This is a genomic window from Marivita sp. S0852 (assembly GCF_046591575.1).
Lineage (GTDB): Bacteria > Pseudomonadota > Alphaproteobacteria > Rhodobacterales > Rhodobacteraceae > Marivita.
On sequence record NZ_JBIQWA010000004.1, the window covers coordinates 264,537 to 279,603 of the forward strand.

Sequence of the window (15,067 nt, forward strand, 5' to 3'; positions counted from 1 at the left end):
GGCATAGTCCGTCAACTGTGTTCTTCGGCGGCGGTTGCAGCCAGAGCCCGGTTATAAGCCTTCAGCGCATCGACATGAAAAAGCGCACCCTGCAGCACCGGGGTGCGATCAGGTCCGTCCAGACGCACCACCGGTAAAAACGCAACGCCCGATTTATCAAACAATGGCAGGGCGGTTTCGAGCGTGGCCTGGGCCTGCAGGTACAAGCCCTGTTCGATCATGGCATGACAGGCCGCTTCATCCGCCGCGTTTTCTGCTGTTGGCTTGCGCATCACGCCTTGAACCCGAAACATCGCCAAAAGATACGCTTGCGGCCCGGCGGCAAGATGCACCTTGCGACGTTCAAGCTGGGTCAAAAAGAACGACCGATCCACAAGCCGCGCCGAAACAGCCGTAGACATGGACACCGATATCATCACGGCCAATCCGGTTTGCCAGTCTCCGGTCAATTCGAACACGATCAGCGTGGTTGAAATTGGCGCGCCAAGAACCGCTGCGGCCACCGCCCCCATGCCTGCCAGGGCATAAAGCGTTGACGCGCCGGAATTGTCGGGGAACAGACCGGTCGCAATCAGCCCAAAGGCCAAACCGGTCAAGGCTCCCAGCATCAGCGACGGCGAAAACACACCGCCGCCCATGCGACCGCCCAATGTGATCGCGACAGCCACCACCTTGAGCATCGCAAACACAATCGCCTCGTGCCACAGCAACGCACCGGTCAGCGCGCGTGATGTTGTCTCATAACCGACACCAATGATATGCGGAAACCAGATAGCCAAGGCCCCCAGCATGACACCCGCAATCGCCGGGCGCATCAGGTGCGGCAGGTTCAAACGGGTCTGCAACCTTGTCCCCAGATCATCCGCCAGAAAAACCGAACGCATCATGGCAACGGCCACAAGGCCGCAGATCAGCCCAAGCAGGAAAAAGGCAGGCAACTCCAGATAAAATTCCACCGTGGTTGTGCCGGACAGGGTAAATTCGGTCACATCCCCGAAAACCAGGCGATTGATCACAGTGCCGGCAGCACTTGCCACAACAATGGGTGCAAAGGCATGAACCGCAAAATGCCGAAGCACAACTTCCAATGCAAACAGCGCCCCGGCAATCGGCGCATTGAAACTGGCCGAAACAGCCGCGGCCACCGCACAGCCCAAAAGATCGCGCCCGGTGATGCCATCGGCGCGGATTGTGTTGGACACCCAGGATGAAATCATCGCCGCGATGTGAACAACCGGCCCTTCGCGCCCCGAACTGCCCCCTGTGGACAACGTGATCCAGGAACAAACCGCCGAGGCAATCCCGGCCTTCTTCTCGACCCGCCCGTCATTCAGCGCCGCGCCTTCGATCACATCGGCAACCGTACGCACCCGCCCATCCGGCGTGAAGTAATGCAGAATGACCCCAACAGCCAAACCACCTAATGTGGGGATCAACAGCAGCATCCACCACGGCAAAGTGGCGGCATAGCTGTGAATGGTGGTGACGCTGGGCGTGCCATAAACCGTGGTCTGCAAGACTGAAATGGCAAGGCGGAAACCGGTTGCTGCCAAACCTGCTGCGATCCCGATCAAAAGGGCGATCAGCCAGAATTGAAACTGGGACGGTCCCTTATGGCGCAACAAATCCCAGCCGCGCCTGCCCTGTTTCTTCATTTCCAGAAATTGTAAATGCACAAGCGACGTCATACGCAGCGGCCCTCTCGGCACGTCAGAAACACGCCACGAACGGTTGTATTTCCAACGCTTAACCGAAGCGCCTTCCGGCTCCAACCCTTGGCCGATCAAAGCTTGTGACGGTCAATGTCAGAGTGCCCGCGAAACGGGTGTTTATCCAGCAAGAAGCGCCCGCGCGGCGGCGCGGGCCTCGTCGGTGATCGTATCGCCCGACAGCATGCGCGCGATCTCGCCCTCTCGGGCGGAACGATCAAGCGGAACAACCGTCGAGGTGGTCTGCGCATCGGCGACGCGTTTTTCAACCCGCCAGTGATGCGCACCCAACGCTGCAACCTGCGGCGAATGCGTCACCACCAGCACCTGCCCGCCATCCGCCAGCGCCGAAAGACGCCGGCCCACCGCATCGGCGGTCGCGCCCCCCACTCCGCGATCAATCTCATCAAAGATCAGGGTAACACCCGCGTCGCGCTGTTCTGACAGACAGACTTTCAACGCCAAAAGAAACCGGCTCAGTTCACCGCCCGATGCGATCTTGCCGATGGGGCCGGCAGGCGCGCCGGGATTGGTCGCAACCGAAAACGCCACTGCGTCATGCCCCTCCGGCCCGGCAGGCCCGTCTGTGATATCGGTCACGAACACCGCACGCTCCATCTTGAGCGGGGCCAGTTCTTCGCAGACCGCTTGATCCAGGCGCAAGGCCGCAGACACACGGCTGTGATGCAAGCCATCAGCAGCTTCAGAGAACGCGGCTTCGGCAGCCGCCACATCGGCCTGCAACTGGCCCAAGCGATCTGCGCCTTGATCCAGTGCCGCCAATCGGGTGCGCAATGTTTCGGCCAAACCGGCAAGGTCGTCAGGTGCGACATTGTGCTTGCGCGCCAACCCCCGCAAGGCAAACAGCCGTTCTTCTGCCGCTTCCAGTTCGAAGGGGTCAAAATCCAGCGTATCCAGACAGTGCGACACGCCACGCGCCGCCTCATCCAGCTCTGCCATGGCGCGGGCCAAAGCGGCAAGCGGGTCGTCCAGCTGACCCTCGGCTGCGTCGCTGACCCCTTCAAGCCATCGCAGCGCATCAGACATGGCCCCTTCGGCACCGTCCTGCCCCATGACCTGCGCCGCTCTGGAAATATCCTCGCGAATGCGTTCCGCCGCCTGCATCATACGCCGTTTGGCATCCAATTGCGCGTCTTCCCCCGGTTCCGGGGCAAGCTTGTCCAGTTCGTCAACGGCATGACGCAAAAAATCTTCCTCGGCCTGCGCCGCCTCATAGGCCGCCTCGGCGTCTGCCAATGTCTTGCGCGCGGCGGACAAAGTGGTCCAGGCGTTTTTGGTTGCCGACAAAAGCGCGGGATGATTGGCAAACTCGTCCAGCAGCGCGCGATGGCCCTTCGGGTTCAACAATCCCCGATCATCATGCTGGCCATGCAGCTCGACCAGGGTGTCGGACAGCGCGCGCAACATCTCGCCGCTGACACGACGATCATTGACCCAGCCCGTCTTGCGGCCATCCGCCGTATTCACCCGGCGGAGGATCAACTCGTCCGCATCTGCAAAGCCTGCATCCGCCAGAACGTCCCGAGCCGGATGCAGCAGCGGCAGATCGAAGACGGCGGTCACTTCGCCCTGTGCCGCACCGCTGCGGACAAGCTCGGCCCGTCCGCGCCAACCCAGAACAAACCCCAGACTGTCTAACAGAATCGACTTGCCCGCCCCGGTTTCGCCGGTCAGCACGTTCAAGCCCGGTTGGAACTCCAGCTCCAACCGATCAATGATCAGCATGTCTCTTATTTCAAGCGCGCGCAGCATTCTGTGCCGTCGGGTGCAGGATCACATGCACCACTCTCCGATCAAAGCCATTCACCCTTGACCATCTGGCGGTATACCTGACGCAGCCAGTTATCGCCCGTCGCCCGAAGCTCTAGGCCCCGCCCGGTCAAAAGCTTGAAGCTGTCTTCGTACCACTGGGTCGACTGATAGTTGAAGCCCAGGATCGCCCCAGCGGTCTGCGCCTCTTCGGTCAGACCAAGCGAAAGATACGCTTCGACCAACCGGTGCAATGCTTCGGCGGTGTGGGTCGTCGTCTGGAAATCCTCGACAACCACGCGGAATCGGTTGATCGCAGCCGCATAATGATCGCGCCGCAGATAATAGCGCCCAATCTCCATTTCCTTACCGGCCAGGTGATCAAACGCCAGATCGAATTTCAACACCGATGTCCGGGCATATTCGCTGTCAGGATAGCGTTCGATCACCGTTCGAAGGGCTTGCAACGCCTGGAATGTCAGACCTTGGTCACGCCCGACCTCTTCGATCTGATCATAATAACTCAGCGCCAGCAGGTACTGGGCATAGGCCGCGTCTTCATCGGTTGGATAGAAATCAATGTATCGCTGGGCCGCGCCCCGGCTGTTTTCGTAGTCTTTATTCTGGTGATAGGCATAAGCCTGCATGATCACTGCACGTTTCGCCCATTCCGAATAGGGATACAGTCGCTCGACTTCGGAAAAATAGAAGGCTGCATCTTCGGGATCACGCCGATCCAGCTCGAACTCTCCGCGTTCATAGATTTGTTCCGCAGTGAAATTCTCAATCGGCACGCCATCTGGCCCAAAGCCCGGACGCTCTGCATTGCCGCATGCGCTTAGCAACCCAATCAAGAGCCCCGCTCCGATCACAGCTTTCGCGTATCTGCCCGCTGCCATGCCCGTCACCTTCGTAAAACTGCCGTGGCTATCCATGCCACTTGTCTGCGTTCGGTCCTAGCACAGAAAATCCCAGTGCAAAACGCCTTTGAACCGCAATAGTTAGAGAGCAGTCATTACGTGGCGCAGCGCGCTCAGGCAACGGCGGGAATCTCATGGGCTTCAACACCCGCCCCGGGCAAGCGTGCCGCCAAAGAGGCATCGCATTCACGAATGCGATATCCGTCCGTTGTCGCGAACAATTCGCGCAGCAACATATTGGTCAAGGTATGTCCCGCCTTGTATCCTTCGTAATGCCCAAGAATCGGAGCCCCCGCCAGTGCCAGATCCCCCAATGCATCCAGCATTTTGTGACGCACCGCCTCATCGGCATGACGCAGACCGCCGGGGCTTAGAACGGTTTCGCCGTCAACGACGACCGCATTTTCCATCGTACCGCCAAGCGCCTTGCCCGCCGCGCGCATCGCGTCGACATCAGATGCCCGACAGAATGTTCGGCTGTCGCATAACTCACGCACAAAGGTGCCGTTCGCCAGATTGAGCGACTTGCTTTGTTTGCCAATGGCCTTGTCTGCAAAGTCGATATGGAAATCCATCGACAGCCCGGTGCCCGGCCCAAGCCGTGCCCAGCCCTGCGCTGTGTGCACTTCAACCATGCTCAGAACCTCGATCACGCGAATCGACGCCGACAAGGGCTGTATCCCGGCCGCCATGATGGCGCGCACGAAAGGTGCCGCGCTGCCGTCAAGCACCGGCACCTCTGGTCCGTCCACCTTGATCAAGGCGTTGTGAACCCCGCACCCTGCCAAAGCGGCCATGATATGTTCGATCGTGGATACCGAAACACCGGCCTCATTGACGATCAGGGTACATAATGGGGATTGCTCGGCATGATCGAACAGCGCGGGAATGCGCGCGTTGCCCAAACGGATATCTGTCCGCTGAAACACCACACCGTGATCAGCAGGGGCCGGGCATACGGTCATTGTGACCGGTAGTCCCGAGTGCAAACCGGTTCCTTCGAACCGGACAGATGATTGAACCGTCGTCTGCAAATGAACCTCTATCGGTTGCGTGCACACCCCCCAGCGCTGCACCTTCAAAACGTCATACAAACTGACTTAAGCTGCCTCAAATCAAAGTTTGTAACCGTCTGAAACACGGTCCAGAAAAATATAGGCGGAATCTTGCCTAAGGCCATAAGGCACTGATTTCAATAAAAAACGCCCCCAAATCCTGGGGGCGTTCCGTGCGCGGAAAGGCGCGAAATCAGTTGGCTTGGCGCCGCAAAAACGCCGGAATTTCGATGCGTTCCTGATCCGGATCGGCTTCGGGCTCTGCTGCGGGGGCCGCTGCACTTGTCTGGACCGGGGGCTGCGACGTGCGCCGCACGGGTGTTTCCTGCCCCTGCCCCGTCATACGATTGATCAGCGAATTGATCCCAAAACGCGGGCGTTCCGCATCCGCTGGTTCCGCTTCTGCCGGAGCGGCGTGGGCTGCAGGCCGTGCGCGCGAGGCCGCTGCCTGCAACCGCGCAAGGGCTTCGGCACTTGGCGTGCCCGGCGCTGGCGCGCGGGGTGCCACAAACTGCTCGGGATCGGCTTCGATGCTGTCTTCACGCGGGCTGAACTCGGCAACCTGGGGCCGGTAAGCTGGTGCAGGAAGCCCGTCTTCGTCGAGTGTTTCCTCGGGACGCGTCCGCTCTGTTTCGAAAATCGTCTCCATCTGCTCTTCGGCGGCCACCCGCTCGGCGTCCATGGTCCCGAACAAAGATGGCTCTTCCGCCGCTTCGGCAACGCGCGCGGCCACAGGCTCGGGCATCTGCTCGCTTTGCTCTGACTTCGCCTCTTCCTCAACCTGGGTAACCTGGGTCAACGGCGTCGCCAAAGACCGGCGCGGCACGGGAATGTCTGTCAGCACTTCGGTGGCATCAATGCCAGTGGCAACAACGCTGACGCGCATCATGCCCTGCATGTTGTCGTCCAATGTAGAGCCCACGATGATATTCGCGTCCGAATCGACCTCTTCGCGAATACGGTTTGCGGCTTCGTCCAATTCGAACAATGTCAGGTCGTGACCACCTGTGATGTTGATCAGAACGCCTTTCGCGCCCCGCAGACTGATTTCGTCCAACAGGGGGTTGGCAATGGCTTTCTCTGCGGCCTGAACCGCGCGATCCTCGCCCTCGGCCTCGCCGGTGCCCATCATGGCTTTGCCCATCTCGTCCATGACGGCGCGCACATCGGCAAAGTCGAGGTTGATCAGACCGGGGCGCACCATAAGGTCCGTGACACCCTTCACACCCTGATACAAAACGTCATCCGCCATCGAGAACGCTTCGGTAAAGGTTGTCTTTTCATTAGCCAGACGGAACAGATTCTGGTTCGGAATGATGATCAGCGTATCGACCACCTTTTGCAGCGCATCAACACCGTCTTCGGCCTGCTGCATCCGCTTGCCGCCTTCAAACTGGAACGGCTTGGTCACAACACCGACTGTCAGGACACCCAATTCACGCGCGGCTTGCGCGATGATCGGGGCGGCACCCGTTCCGGTGCCACCACCCATACCAGCGGTGATAAAACACATATGCGCGCCGGCCAGATGATCGACGATCTGTTCGATACTTTCTTCAGCAGCAGCGGCACCCACGGTTGCGCGCGCACCGGCCCCCAGCCCTTCGGTGACTTTCACGCCAAGCTGAATTCGGCTTCCGGAATGGCTTTGTTGCAGCGCTTGTGCGTCGGTGTTGGCCACGACAAAGTCAACGCCCTCAAGCGCCTTCTCGATCATATTGTTGACCGCGTTTCCGCCAGCACCGCCAACACCAAACACCGTGATGCGGGGTTTCAATTCTTCCTGTCCGGGCACCGAAAGGTTCAATGTCATCTATTTGTCCGCCTGCTACTGTCGCTCATTCAGAGCTTTTTCTGCACCTATTGCCGCAAGTATTATCGTCCAGACACCCGAAGGTCACGCAAAAAACACGAAATTGCCCCTAAATCTGGTCTAAAATCAAAGCCGTCTCGCGGAATTTCGCCAACTTGTCGATATATAGCGGAATTACTTCATCCAAACACAAGTCACCCGATACCACCCCACAGGATGCGGGTTTTCACGGATTCGTCATAAATATGGCCTGCTCGACCCTGCTTTTATTACCAAATCCTATAGCACACGCCGCGAAATTCTTCCAGCCCGGCCCAAATGAAAAGCAATGATTCCCCCGGACGATTGGTTGTGGCACTCCGCAATCATCCGCAGCTTACCAATTGTCCCGGAACCATTTTACCGCGCGCTTAAGAGATCGTGCCGGATAGCGATCCACCGGAATTTCGAAATCCCACCATTCGTCCTGTGGATGCGCTGCAAACAGGCACAAGCCCACCGCGGATGCAAATCCCGGCCCGGTGGCGGCTTGCGGCAACCCATGAACCCGCATCGGACGCCCAAGGCGCACCTGCTGGCCAAGGATCTTGGTCGCCAGCCCATCAAGACCGGGGATCTGGCTTGCCCCGCCGGTAAGCACGATTTGCTGGCTCGGCAGATGTTCAAACCCGGCAGCATCCAGACGCGCCCGCACCTCTTCAAGGATTTCTTCTACACGCGGGCGCATGATGCCAATCAGTTCAGCGCGGCTCACCGACCGCCGGTCGTGGTGCCAATCGCCGGTGTCACCACCGATTTCGATCATGTCGCGATCATCCATGCCGGTGGCCACAACGCCACCATGGAAGGTCTTGATCCGCTCCGCCACAGCCATGGGCACCTGCAGCCCCATAGAGATATCGCCGGTCACATGATCCCCCCCCATGCGCACGGCATCAGCGTAAATCATGTGCTTTTTCATAAAGATGGACAGCCCGGTCGCGCCACCGCCCATATCGATACAGGCCGCCCCCAGTTCCTGCTCGTCTTCGACAAGCGCCGAAACCCCGGACACGTAGGCCGAGCTTGCAACGCCTGCGAGCTCCAGATCACAACGCTTCATGCAATGCGCGAGGTTCTGGATCGCCAGCGCATCCACCGTCAGCATGTGCATATCGGTCGCCAGCTCCTGACCGATCTGACCGCGCGGGTCGATCAACCCGCTGCGATGGTCCAGCGCAAAATTCACCGGTTGCGCGTGCAGCACTTCGCGACCATGTCCGAAATCAGGCACGTCGCAGGCCGACAGCACGCGGGCCACATCCTGTTCATCAACGGTCGTGCCAGCCACTTCGACCTTGCCCGCCAAACCGTAACTGCGCGGGTCGGCCCCGGCAAAACAGGCAATGACGTGATCCACCCGGATTTGCGCCATCTTCTGCGCCGCCTGAACCGCTGTGCGGATCGCACGTTCAGTTTCGCCCATGGAATCGATTTCGCCAAATCGCACTCCGCGCGACCGCGTCGTGGCAGCCCCGATCACCCGAAACCCGGATTGCCCAGCCAAAGAGCCAATTGAATCGCTTTCAAGGCCACGATCCGTCCCGTCAAAGCGCAACACAAGGCACGCGATTTTCGAACTACCGATGTCGAGGATTGCAATCACACCTCGCTGCATCGCCACCCGCCGGATGTTTCGCATTGCCCGTTGAGACTCGTATAGCTCAATCATTCCACTGGTTCCCCTGCCTCAATCGCCCGGATGCGCAGCAACTCACGTACCGCGCCATCCGTCATTCTAAGTGTTGGTCGGGCGGGCAATCGCAGATCGACCCGCACGATATCCCGCTCCAGCATGTCCACCGCTTCGTCCATCGCAAGCACCCGTTCAAGCGCTTGAACCGCGTCCTCTTCGGGCAGCATGATCCGCTGATCCCGGTCCAGAACAACGTCCCAACGCCGTTCCCCCATACGCACCAAACCGCGCAGTCGCGGTGCCAAGGGTTCGACCGCATGGGCCAAATTCAACGCTTCCTCGACCCGCAAATTGGCCCCATCCCCGACGATCAGCGGAAGTTCCGGCCAATCCGCACGCAAAAACGCGGGCCCCACCAGAACGCCGTCTTCATCCAAAAGCTGCAACCCCCGGTCGTTGCGCCACAACACAACGGGAATGCGCTCTACAATATCGACCTGCAGAACATTGCCCTGACGCACATAAAGCCGCGCGGATTTTACCGGGGCCAAAGACACAACGGTTTCGCGCATGGCTTCCAGATCAAGGTCAAACGAACTGATCGGAAAATCGACCGGAAGCAGCTCGCGCACCCCTTGCGCCACCAGATCGCTGGCCCCGTCCACCGCCATCATATTCACCATGAACTCGGGGCGGCTTTCCACGTCAGAGCGCAGCTCGGCATAGGTGTCGACAATCATCTGCCGGTTGCTGTCGACCGACAGCCACCAGCTGGCAATCGCAAAAGTCAGCAAACATGGCAAACCAAACCGCAACAGGACCCGGAACAAGGGCGTCAGCATAAGACGCTCCATCCGGTATTTAAGCCGCGACGGGGCCGGATCGGGGCGCAGGTTCATCGGTGACATGACGCATCCTCAGCCATCCAGCGGCACAACGCGCCAAAACTCATTCCGACATGCGTGGCCTGCTCGGGCGTGAGGGACGTTGGCGTCATGCCGGGCTGTGTGTTGGTTTCCAACAGGATCAGCCCGTCCAGTCCGCGCGCCTCGTCCCAGCGAAAATCGGTGCGCGTCACCCCGCGACAGCCCAGCGCGTCATGCGCGCGGCGCGCGTAATCCAGACAGGCATTGGTGATCTCATCCGGCACCTCCGCAGGCACCACATGGCGCGACCCGCCTTCCTTGTATTTGGCGTCGTAATCATACCATCCATCGGTCAGGATATCGGTCACGCCCAGGGCGCGATCGCCAACAACCGTCGTTGTCAATTCCCGCCCCGGCGCAAAGGCTTCGACCATCACGGTCTGCGGCATCTCATCGCCCAGCGCCGGTGGCCCATTGGCCGCGTCGTGCACAAGATACACGCCGACGGATGACCCTTCATTATTCGGCTTCACTACATAAGGTGGGTCCATGACGTGACGCGCCTGCACATCCTGTTTCGTCGCCAACAGGCTCTCGACCACAGGCAGACCATGACGGCGATACACTTCCTTGGATCGTTCCTTATCCATCGCCAAAGCCGAGGCCAGCACCCCGGAATGGGTATAGGGCAGGCCCATCCATTCCAGCAGGCCCTGCACACAGCCATCTTCCCCCCATCGACCATGGAGCGCGTTGAAACAGACATCCGGAGACAAGGTTGTCAGAACAGAGGCAAGGTCACGACCCGCATCGACCTCATGAACCTCATACCCTTCATCCCGCAAAGCGGCGGCACATTCGCGCCCGGATGACAAAGACACCTCGCGTTCGGCCGAGGGGCCACCCATCAACACTGCCACTTTCGGGCTTGTCCTGCTCGACATACCCAAAATCGCCTCAAATCAGGGGGAAGCCCCCGCATCTGCCTGGGCCTTTGGCCCTTATAATTTTGCGCAACCTGCTCGTTGCACCGCCTCAACCTGCGAAGGTTTATCCTTCGTCAGACGGCATCGGTTCCCCGATACGTTTGATTTCCCATACTAACTCTATTCCAGAGTGTTGGAAAACCCTTTTTCTCACCTCTTCACCCAATCCCTCAAGCTCGGCTGCTGTGGCACCGCCCGTGTTGACAAGAAAGTTGGAATGCATCGGCGACATTTGCGCACCACCGCGTTGCGCACCGCGCATTCCGGCGTCATCAATCACCTTCCAGGCCTTGAGATCATGCACGTCATCCGCCCTGCCGGTCGAGGAAAAACCAGCCGGGTTGCGAAAGGTGCTGCCCGCGCTGCGATCCTTGGTGGGTTGCGTCTCGTCCCGTTTTCTCAGCTGTTCGGCCATTTTCGCGTGAAGCTCTGCCGGATCGGCCATTGCGCCTTCAAACACCGCTTCGATGATCACCGCCCCTTCGGGCAGCGCGCTTGACCGATAGGCAAGCTTCAGCTCAGAGGCGGGGCATGTCACAATATCCCCGGACCGCAAGACGGCACGGATCTCGATCAGGTGATCTGCAACATACGTTCCATAGCAGCCGGCATTCATGCAAACGGCACCACCAACAGCGCCCGGAATGGTCCGCAGAAACGTCAGATCGACGCCCGCATCCGCGGCCCTGCGCGCCACATGCGCATCCAACGCGGCAGCGCCAGCGGTCACACGGCCTCGTTCGACCGATATTCCATTAAATCCACGCCCCAAGCGCACCACAACCGCGCGCAATCCCCCATCGCGCACGATGAGGTTTGATCCAACGCCCATGGGAAACACCGGCATATCGGCAGGCAAGTCGCGCAGAAACGTGCTCAGATCGTCAGTGTCGGCAGGGTGAAACACCCAATCGGCTGGGCCACCAACGCGCAGCCACGTCAGTTCGGACAAGGGTTTTCCGGGGATCAATGTGCCCCGTACATCGGGTAGCTGTGTCATATCGGGCGTTTTGCCCTGACAGGGATTTGGCGTAAAGCCTCATTCCGCGCGGCGCGTCACCTGACGCACGATCCAGGCGATCAGATACCGCAGCGGCCAGCGAAACACGCTCGCCGCAGCCAGCGTGACCAGAAGCCCCGACACAACGCCGTTCTCCCAATATACCCAAACCAAAAGCGGGGCACCAACCGCCATCAGAAAATAGGCCCGACGCCAATGATTGTCGTTTGACGGCAAAGCCGCAAGAATGGCCGCCAGCACAATCCAGCTACAGGCAGCGCTCATCGAGATCGTCATTGCGGAAGCTCCACCTGTTGTCCCGTCAGTTTTTTCCAGAAGTATCTCAGCGGATTGCGATACATCGACACAAACGCAGCAGCCGCCGCCAAGGCCGGCCAAATGCCAATTCCCTGCGCGATCAGCACAATCAACACAGGAGCCGCAATCAACAACGCCACCCCCGGCACATATTGCAAACGCATCGGCAGCATCGCGACAATCGCGGAGGCGAAAACCCAAAGATTGCACAGCCAAAGAAGCATTGTTCTGACGTTCCGCTTGCTGCCGTTTCCATCACAGCGCGATTTTAACCAAAGCTTCTGGGCAAAAACGCGCCAGCAACAGGACAATCCCGTGGAATTGCAGCCTCTGCCACCCAGTCTGGGACCGTCGCGCCACACCAAAGAGACCGTGTATCAGCACTTAAGCGCTCAACCGCTCTGGCAACCCATTGGCCCAGGTCGAAATGGTGCCCGCGCCGAGGCAGACCACGATATCCCCCGGCCGCGCCTGTTCGCGCACAAGCCGCTCCAGATCGTCTTCGTTCAGGATGGCGCGGGCGTGGCGGTGGCCGTGGCGGATCAGCCCCGCCACCAGATCATCGCGCGACGCGCCCTCGATCGGCTCTTCGCCGGCGGCAAACACTTCGGCAATCGCCACCACATCGGCTTCGTTGAAACAGGCGCAGAAATCGTCGAACAAACTGGCCAGACGTGAATAGCGGTGTGGCTGATGCACGGCGATCACACGACCTTCGGACGCCTGACGTGCGGCCCTCAGCACGGCGGCTATTTCAACCGGGTGGTGGCCGTAATCGTCGATGATGGTGACCCCGTTCCATTCGCCCACCTTGGTAAAGCGGCGGTTGACGCCGCCAAAGGCGGCCAAAGCTTCGCGAATCTCGGTCTTTTTCATTCCCAGATGTCGCGACACCGCGACAGCCGACAGGGCGTTCGACACATTATGATCGCCCGGCATAGGCAGAGTACATCCTTCGATCACATCCTCTTCGGCCTGCAAGGCGATGTCGAAATGGGCAACACCTTTCTTATAGGTCAGGTTGATCGCCCGAACATCGGCCTGCGCATTGAACCCATAGGTGACCACCCGGCGGTCCGTCACCTTGCCGACCAAGCGCTGAACCTCTTCGTGATCGGTACAGCACACCGCCAGCCCATAAAACGGGATGTTCGAGACAAAATCCTGAAACCCTTCGCGCAGACGGTCGAAATCGCCCCAATGCTCCATGTGTTCGGGATCAATATTGGTGACCACGCCAATCGTCGCCGGAAGCCGGTTGAACGATCCATCGGATTCGTCGGCCTCGACTACCATCCATTCACCCTGGCCCATCCGCGCGTTCGATCCATAGGCGTGGATGATCCCGCCATTGATCACCGTGGGATCAAAGCCACCGGCAACCATCAGTTCCGCCATCATGGTGGTGGTCGTCGTCTTGCCATGGGTTCCCGCAATCGCAATGTTCGATTTCAGCCGCATCAGCTCGGCCAGCATATCGGCGCGGCGCACCACCGGCAGGCCGCGCAGACGGGCTTCGTCCAGTTCCGGATTTCCCGGTTTGATCGCGGTCGACACAACCACAACATCCGCCCCATCCAGATTTTCGGCGCGTTGGCCTTCAAAGATGCGGGCCCCCAGGTCGGCCAGACGGTTGGTGATTTTTGATGCCTTCAGGTCAGACCCCTGCACCGTATAGCCCAGATTGACCAACACTTCGGCAATGCCGGACATGCCAATGCCACCAATGCCGACAAAATGGATGGCCCCGATATCAACGGGCAGTTTGGTCGCGGCATTCATTCCAATGATCCTTCAGGGTCTTGCGGCCTGTGTCCGGCAAGGGTTTCCACCAGCGCGGCAAGATCGTCTGCCGCGTCCGGTTTTGAATAGCGAACGGCAGCCAGCGACATTTGCAAAGCGGCGTCCGGATTGTTCAGCACAGCCGCGATTTGTTCCGACAGGCTTTCGACGGTCAACATGCTTTCGGGAATGCGGATCGCGGCACCGGCCTCCACCAGCCCCTGCGCATTGGCCGTCTGGTGATCCCCAGTCGCCGCAGCGTAGGGCACCAGAATCGACGGGCGACCAATGACCGAGATATCGGCGACACTCGATGCACCAGAGCGTGAAATCACCAATTGCGCCTCGGACATGCGATTGGGCAGATCGTTGAAGAACGGCTGCACATCCGCCGTGATACCGTTTTCGGCATAATACGCCGCCACCCGCTCACCATCTTCGTCGCGCGCCTGATGGCTCACCCGCAGGTGCTGCAGCGTGTCCAGTGGCAATGCGGCAATTGCAGGCGGTACAACATCCGACAGAATCCGCGCGCCCTGGGAGCCGCCGATCACAAGGATCGACATCGGATACTCCCCTGGCGAAATATAGGCCGCCGCCGCCCGGTCCTTGATGCTCAGGCGGACAGGATTGCCGACATGCACAGCCGCAACACCGTCTGGCACGGCCGTTGGCCAGGTGCCGCAGGCCACCTGATCGACGCGGGTGGCAAAAATCCCGTTCACGCGGCCCAACACACCGTTTTGTTCATGGATCATCCGAGGACGCCGCAGCGCCCAGGCCGCACCCAAAGCCGGGATCGACGGGTAGCCGCCAAATCCCACAACCACGTCCGGTTTGTCTTTCAGCATCCGCGCCGCCATTGACGCCACACCACCGACAATCCGGAACGGCACCAGCGCCTTTGCTGTCACGCCGCCTCGCGCAAAAGTCGCGCTGCTGACCTGTTCGATCTCGGTCGAATGCGGAAATCCACCGGTATAGCGCGCCCCCCGCGCGTCGGTGGACAATTTCACCCGCCAGCCACGGCGCAGCATCACCTCGGCCAAAGCCTGCGCGGGAAACATATGCCCGCCAGTGCCGCCTGCTGCGATAACCAGATATGGTTTGCTCATAAATGCCCCACCCATGGATAGCAGGAGACAGACCCATCTGGCAGTGATTTGTCAACAA

The 15,067-nt window shown here is 59.6% G+C and carries 13 protein-coding genes; all 13 read right to left on the reverse strand.

Annotated features, from left to right (window positions below; genetic code table 11):
• Positions 1-11: 11 nt before the first annotated feature.
• Positions 12-1,688: a chloride channel protein gene (locus ACG74X_RS10375; protein ID WP_411234600.1), complete on the reverse strand. Its 1,677-nt coding sequence runs from the start codon at positions 1,686-1,688 to the stop codon at positions 12-14.
• Between the two features lie 141 nt (positions 1,689-1,829).
• Positions 1,830-3,482, reverse strand: coding sequence for a DNA repair protein RecN (recN, locus tag ACG74X_RS10380; protein ID WP_411234602.1), 1,653 nt, complete (start codon positions 3,480-3,482; stop codon positions 1,830-1,832).
• A 41-nt stretch (positions 3,483-3,523) separates the two neighbouring features.
• A complete protein-coding gene (locus ACG74X_RS10385; protein ID WP_411234604.1) occupies positions 3,524-4,378 on the reverse strand; it encodes an outer membrane protein assembly factor BamD in 855 nt (284 codons plus the stop codon).
• A gap of 134 nt (positions 4,379-4,512) precedes the next feature.
• Positions 4,513-5,433, reverse strand: a complete 921-nt coding sequence (gene lpxC, locus ACG74X_RS10390; RefSeq protein ID WP_411234996.1) for a UDP-3-O-acyl-N-acetylglucosamine deacetylase — start codon at positions 5,431-5,433, stop codon at positions 4,513-4,515.
• 214 nt (positions 5,434-5,647) lie between these two features.
• Positions 5,648-7,267, reverse strand: a complete 1,620-nt coding sequence (gene ftsZ / locus ACG74X_RS10395; protein ID WP_411234606.1) for a cell division protein FtsZ — start codon at positions 7,265-7,267, stop codon at positions 5,648-5,650.
• 376 nt (positions 7,268-7,643) lie between these two features.
• The gene (ftsA, locus tag ACG74X_RS10400; RefSeq protein ID WP_411234607.1) at positions 7,644-8,978 is read right to left on the reverse strand and encodes a cell division protein FtsA; all 1,335 of its coding nucleotides are present in this window, start codon (positions 8,976-8,978) and stop codon (positions 7,644-7,646) included.
• The gene (locus ACG74X_RS10405; protein WP_411234608.1) at positions 8,975-9,850 is read right to left on the reverse strand and encodes a cell division protein FtsQ/DivIB; all 876 of its coding nucleotides are present in this window, start codon (positions 9,848-9,850) and stop codon (positions 8,975-8,977) included. The genes ftsA and ACG74X_RS10405 overlap by 4 nt, the downstream gene beginning before the upstream one ends.
• On the reverse strand, positions 9,838-10,758 hold the full coding sequence (locus tag ACG74X_RS10410) for a D-alanine--D-alanine ligase (RefSeq protein ID WP_411234610.1): 921 nt from the start codon (positions 10,756-10,758) through the stop codon (positions 9,838-9,840). The genes ACG74X_RS10405 and ACG74X_RS10410 overlap by 13 nt, the downstream gene beginning before the upstream one ends.
• A gap of 100 nt (positions 10,759-10,858) precedes the next feature.
• Positions 10,859-11,794, reverse strand: a complete 936-nt coding sequence (gene murB / locus ACG74X_RS10415) for a UDP-N-acetylmuramate dehydrogenase (RefSeq protein WP_411234611.1) — start codon at positions 11,792-11,794, stop codon at positions 10,859-10,861.
• Positions 11,795-11,833: 39 nt separating this feature from the next.
• Positions 11,834-12,091 carry a DUF2484 family protein gene (locus tag ACG74X_RS10420; protein ID WP_411234613.1) on the reverse strand — a complete coding sequence of 86 codons (258 nt, stop codon included), beginning with the start codon at positions 12,089-12,091 and terminating at the stop codon, positions 11,834-11,836.
• Positions 12,088-12,336 carry a DUF2484 family protein gene (locus tag ACG74X_RS10425; RefSeq protein WP_411234615.1) on the reverse strand — a complete coding sequence of 83 codons (249 nt, stop codon included), beginning with the start codon at positions 12,334-12,336 and terminating at the stop codon, positions 12,088-12,090. The genes ACG74X_RS10420 and ACG74X_RS10425 overlap by 4 nt, the downstream gene beginning before the upstream one ends.
• A gap of 160 nt (positions 12,337-12,496) precedes the next feature.
• Positions 12,497-13,894: a UDP-N-acetylmuramate--L-alanine ligase gene (gene murC / locus ACG74X_RS10430; RefSeq protein WP_411234617.1), complete on the reverse strand. Its 1,398-nt coding sequence runs from the start codon at positions 13,892-13,894 to the stop codon at positions 12,497-12,499.
• Positions 13,891-15,009: a UDP-N-acetylglucosamine--N-acetylmuramyl-(pentapeptide) pyrophosphoryl-undecaprenol N-acetylglucosamine transferase gene (locus ACG74X_RS10435; protein ID WP_411234618.1), complete on the reverse strand. Its 1,119-nt coding sequence runs from the start codon at positions 15,007-15,009 to the stop codon at positions 13,891-13,893. The genes murC and ACG74X_RS10435 overlap by 4 nt, the downstream gene beginning before the upstream one ends.
• Positions 15,010-15,067: the final 58 nt, after the last annotated feature.

What these genes read in the sequence shown, in the direction of transcription:
- ACG74X_RS10375 (WP_411234600.1), bottom strand. Translation starts at nt 1,688, where the DNA reads ATGACGTCGCTTGTGCATTTACAATTTCTGGAAATGAAGAAACAGGGC.
- recN (WP_411234602.1), bottom strand. Translation starts at nt 3,482, where the DNA reads ATGCTGCGCGCGCTTGAAATAAGAGACATGCTGATCATTGATCGGTTG.
- ACG74X_RS10385 (WP_411234604.1), bottom strand. Translation starts at nt 4,378, where the DNA reads ATGGCAGCGGGCAGATACGCGAAAGCTGTGATCGGAGCGGGGCTCTTG.
- ftsZ (WP_411234606.1), bottom strand. Translation starts at nt 7,267, where the DNA reads ATGACATTGAACCTTTCGGTGCCCGGACAGGAAGAATTGAAACCCCGC.
- ftsA (WP_411234607.1), bottom strand. Translation starts at nt 8,978, where the DNA reads ATGATTGAGCTATACGAGTCTCAACGGGCAATGCGAAACATCCGGCGG.
- ACG74X_RS10405 (WP_411234608.1), bottom strand. Translation starts at nt 9,850, where the DNA reads ATGTCACCGATGAACCTGCGCCCCGATCCGGCCCCGTCGCGGCTTAAA.
- murB (WP_411234611.1), bottom strand. Translation starts at nt 11,794, where the DNA reads ATGACACAGCTACCCGATGTACGGGGCACATTGATCCCCGGAAAACCC.
- ACG74X_RS10420 (WP_411234613.1), bottom strand. Translation starts at nt 12,091, where the DNA reads ATGACGATCTCGATGAGCGCTGCCTGTAGCTGGATTGTGCTGGCGGCC.
- ACG74X_RS10425 (WP_411234615.1), bottom strand. Translation starts at nt 12,336, where the DNA reads ATGCTTCTTTGGCTGTGCAATCTTTGGGTTTTCGCCTCCGCGATTGTC.
- murC (WP_411234617.1), bottom strand. Translation starts at nt 13,894, where the DNA reads ATGAATGCCGCGACCAAACTGCCCGTTGATATCGGGGCCATCCATTTT.
- ACG74X_RS10435 (WP_411234618.1), bottom strand. Translation starts at nt 15,009, where the DNA reads ATGAGCAAACCATATCTGGTTATCGCAGCAGGCGGCACTGGCGGGCAT.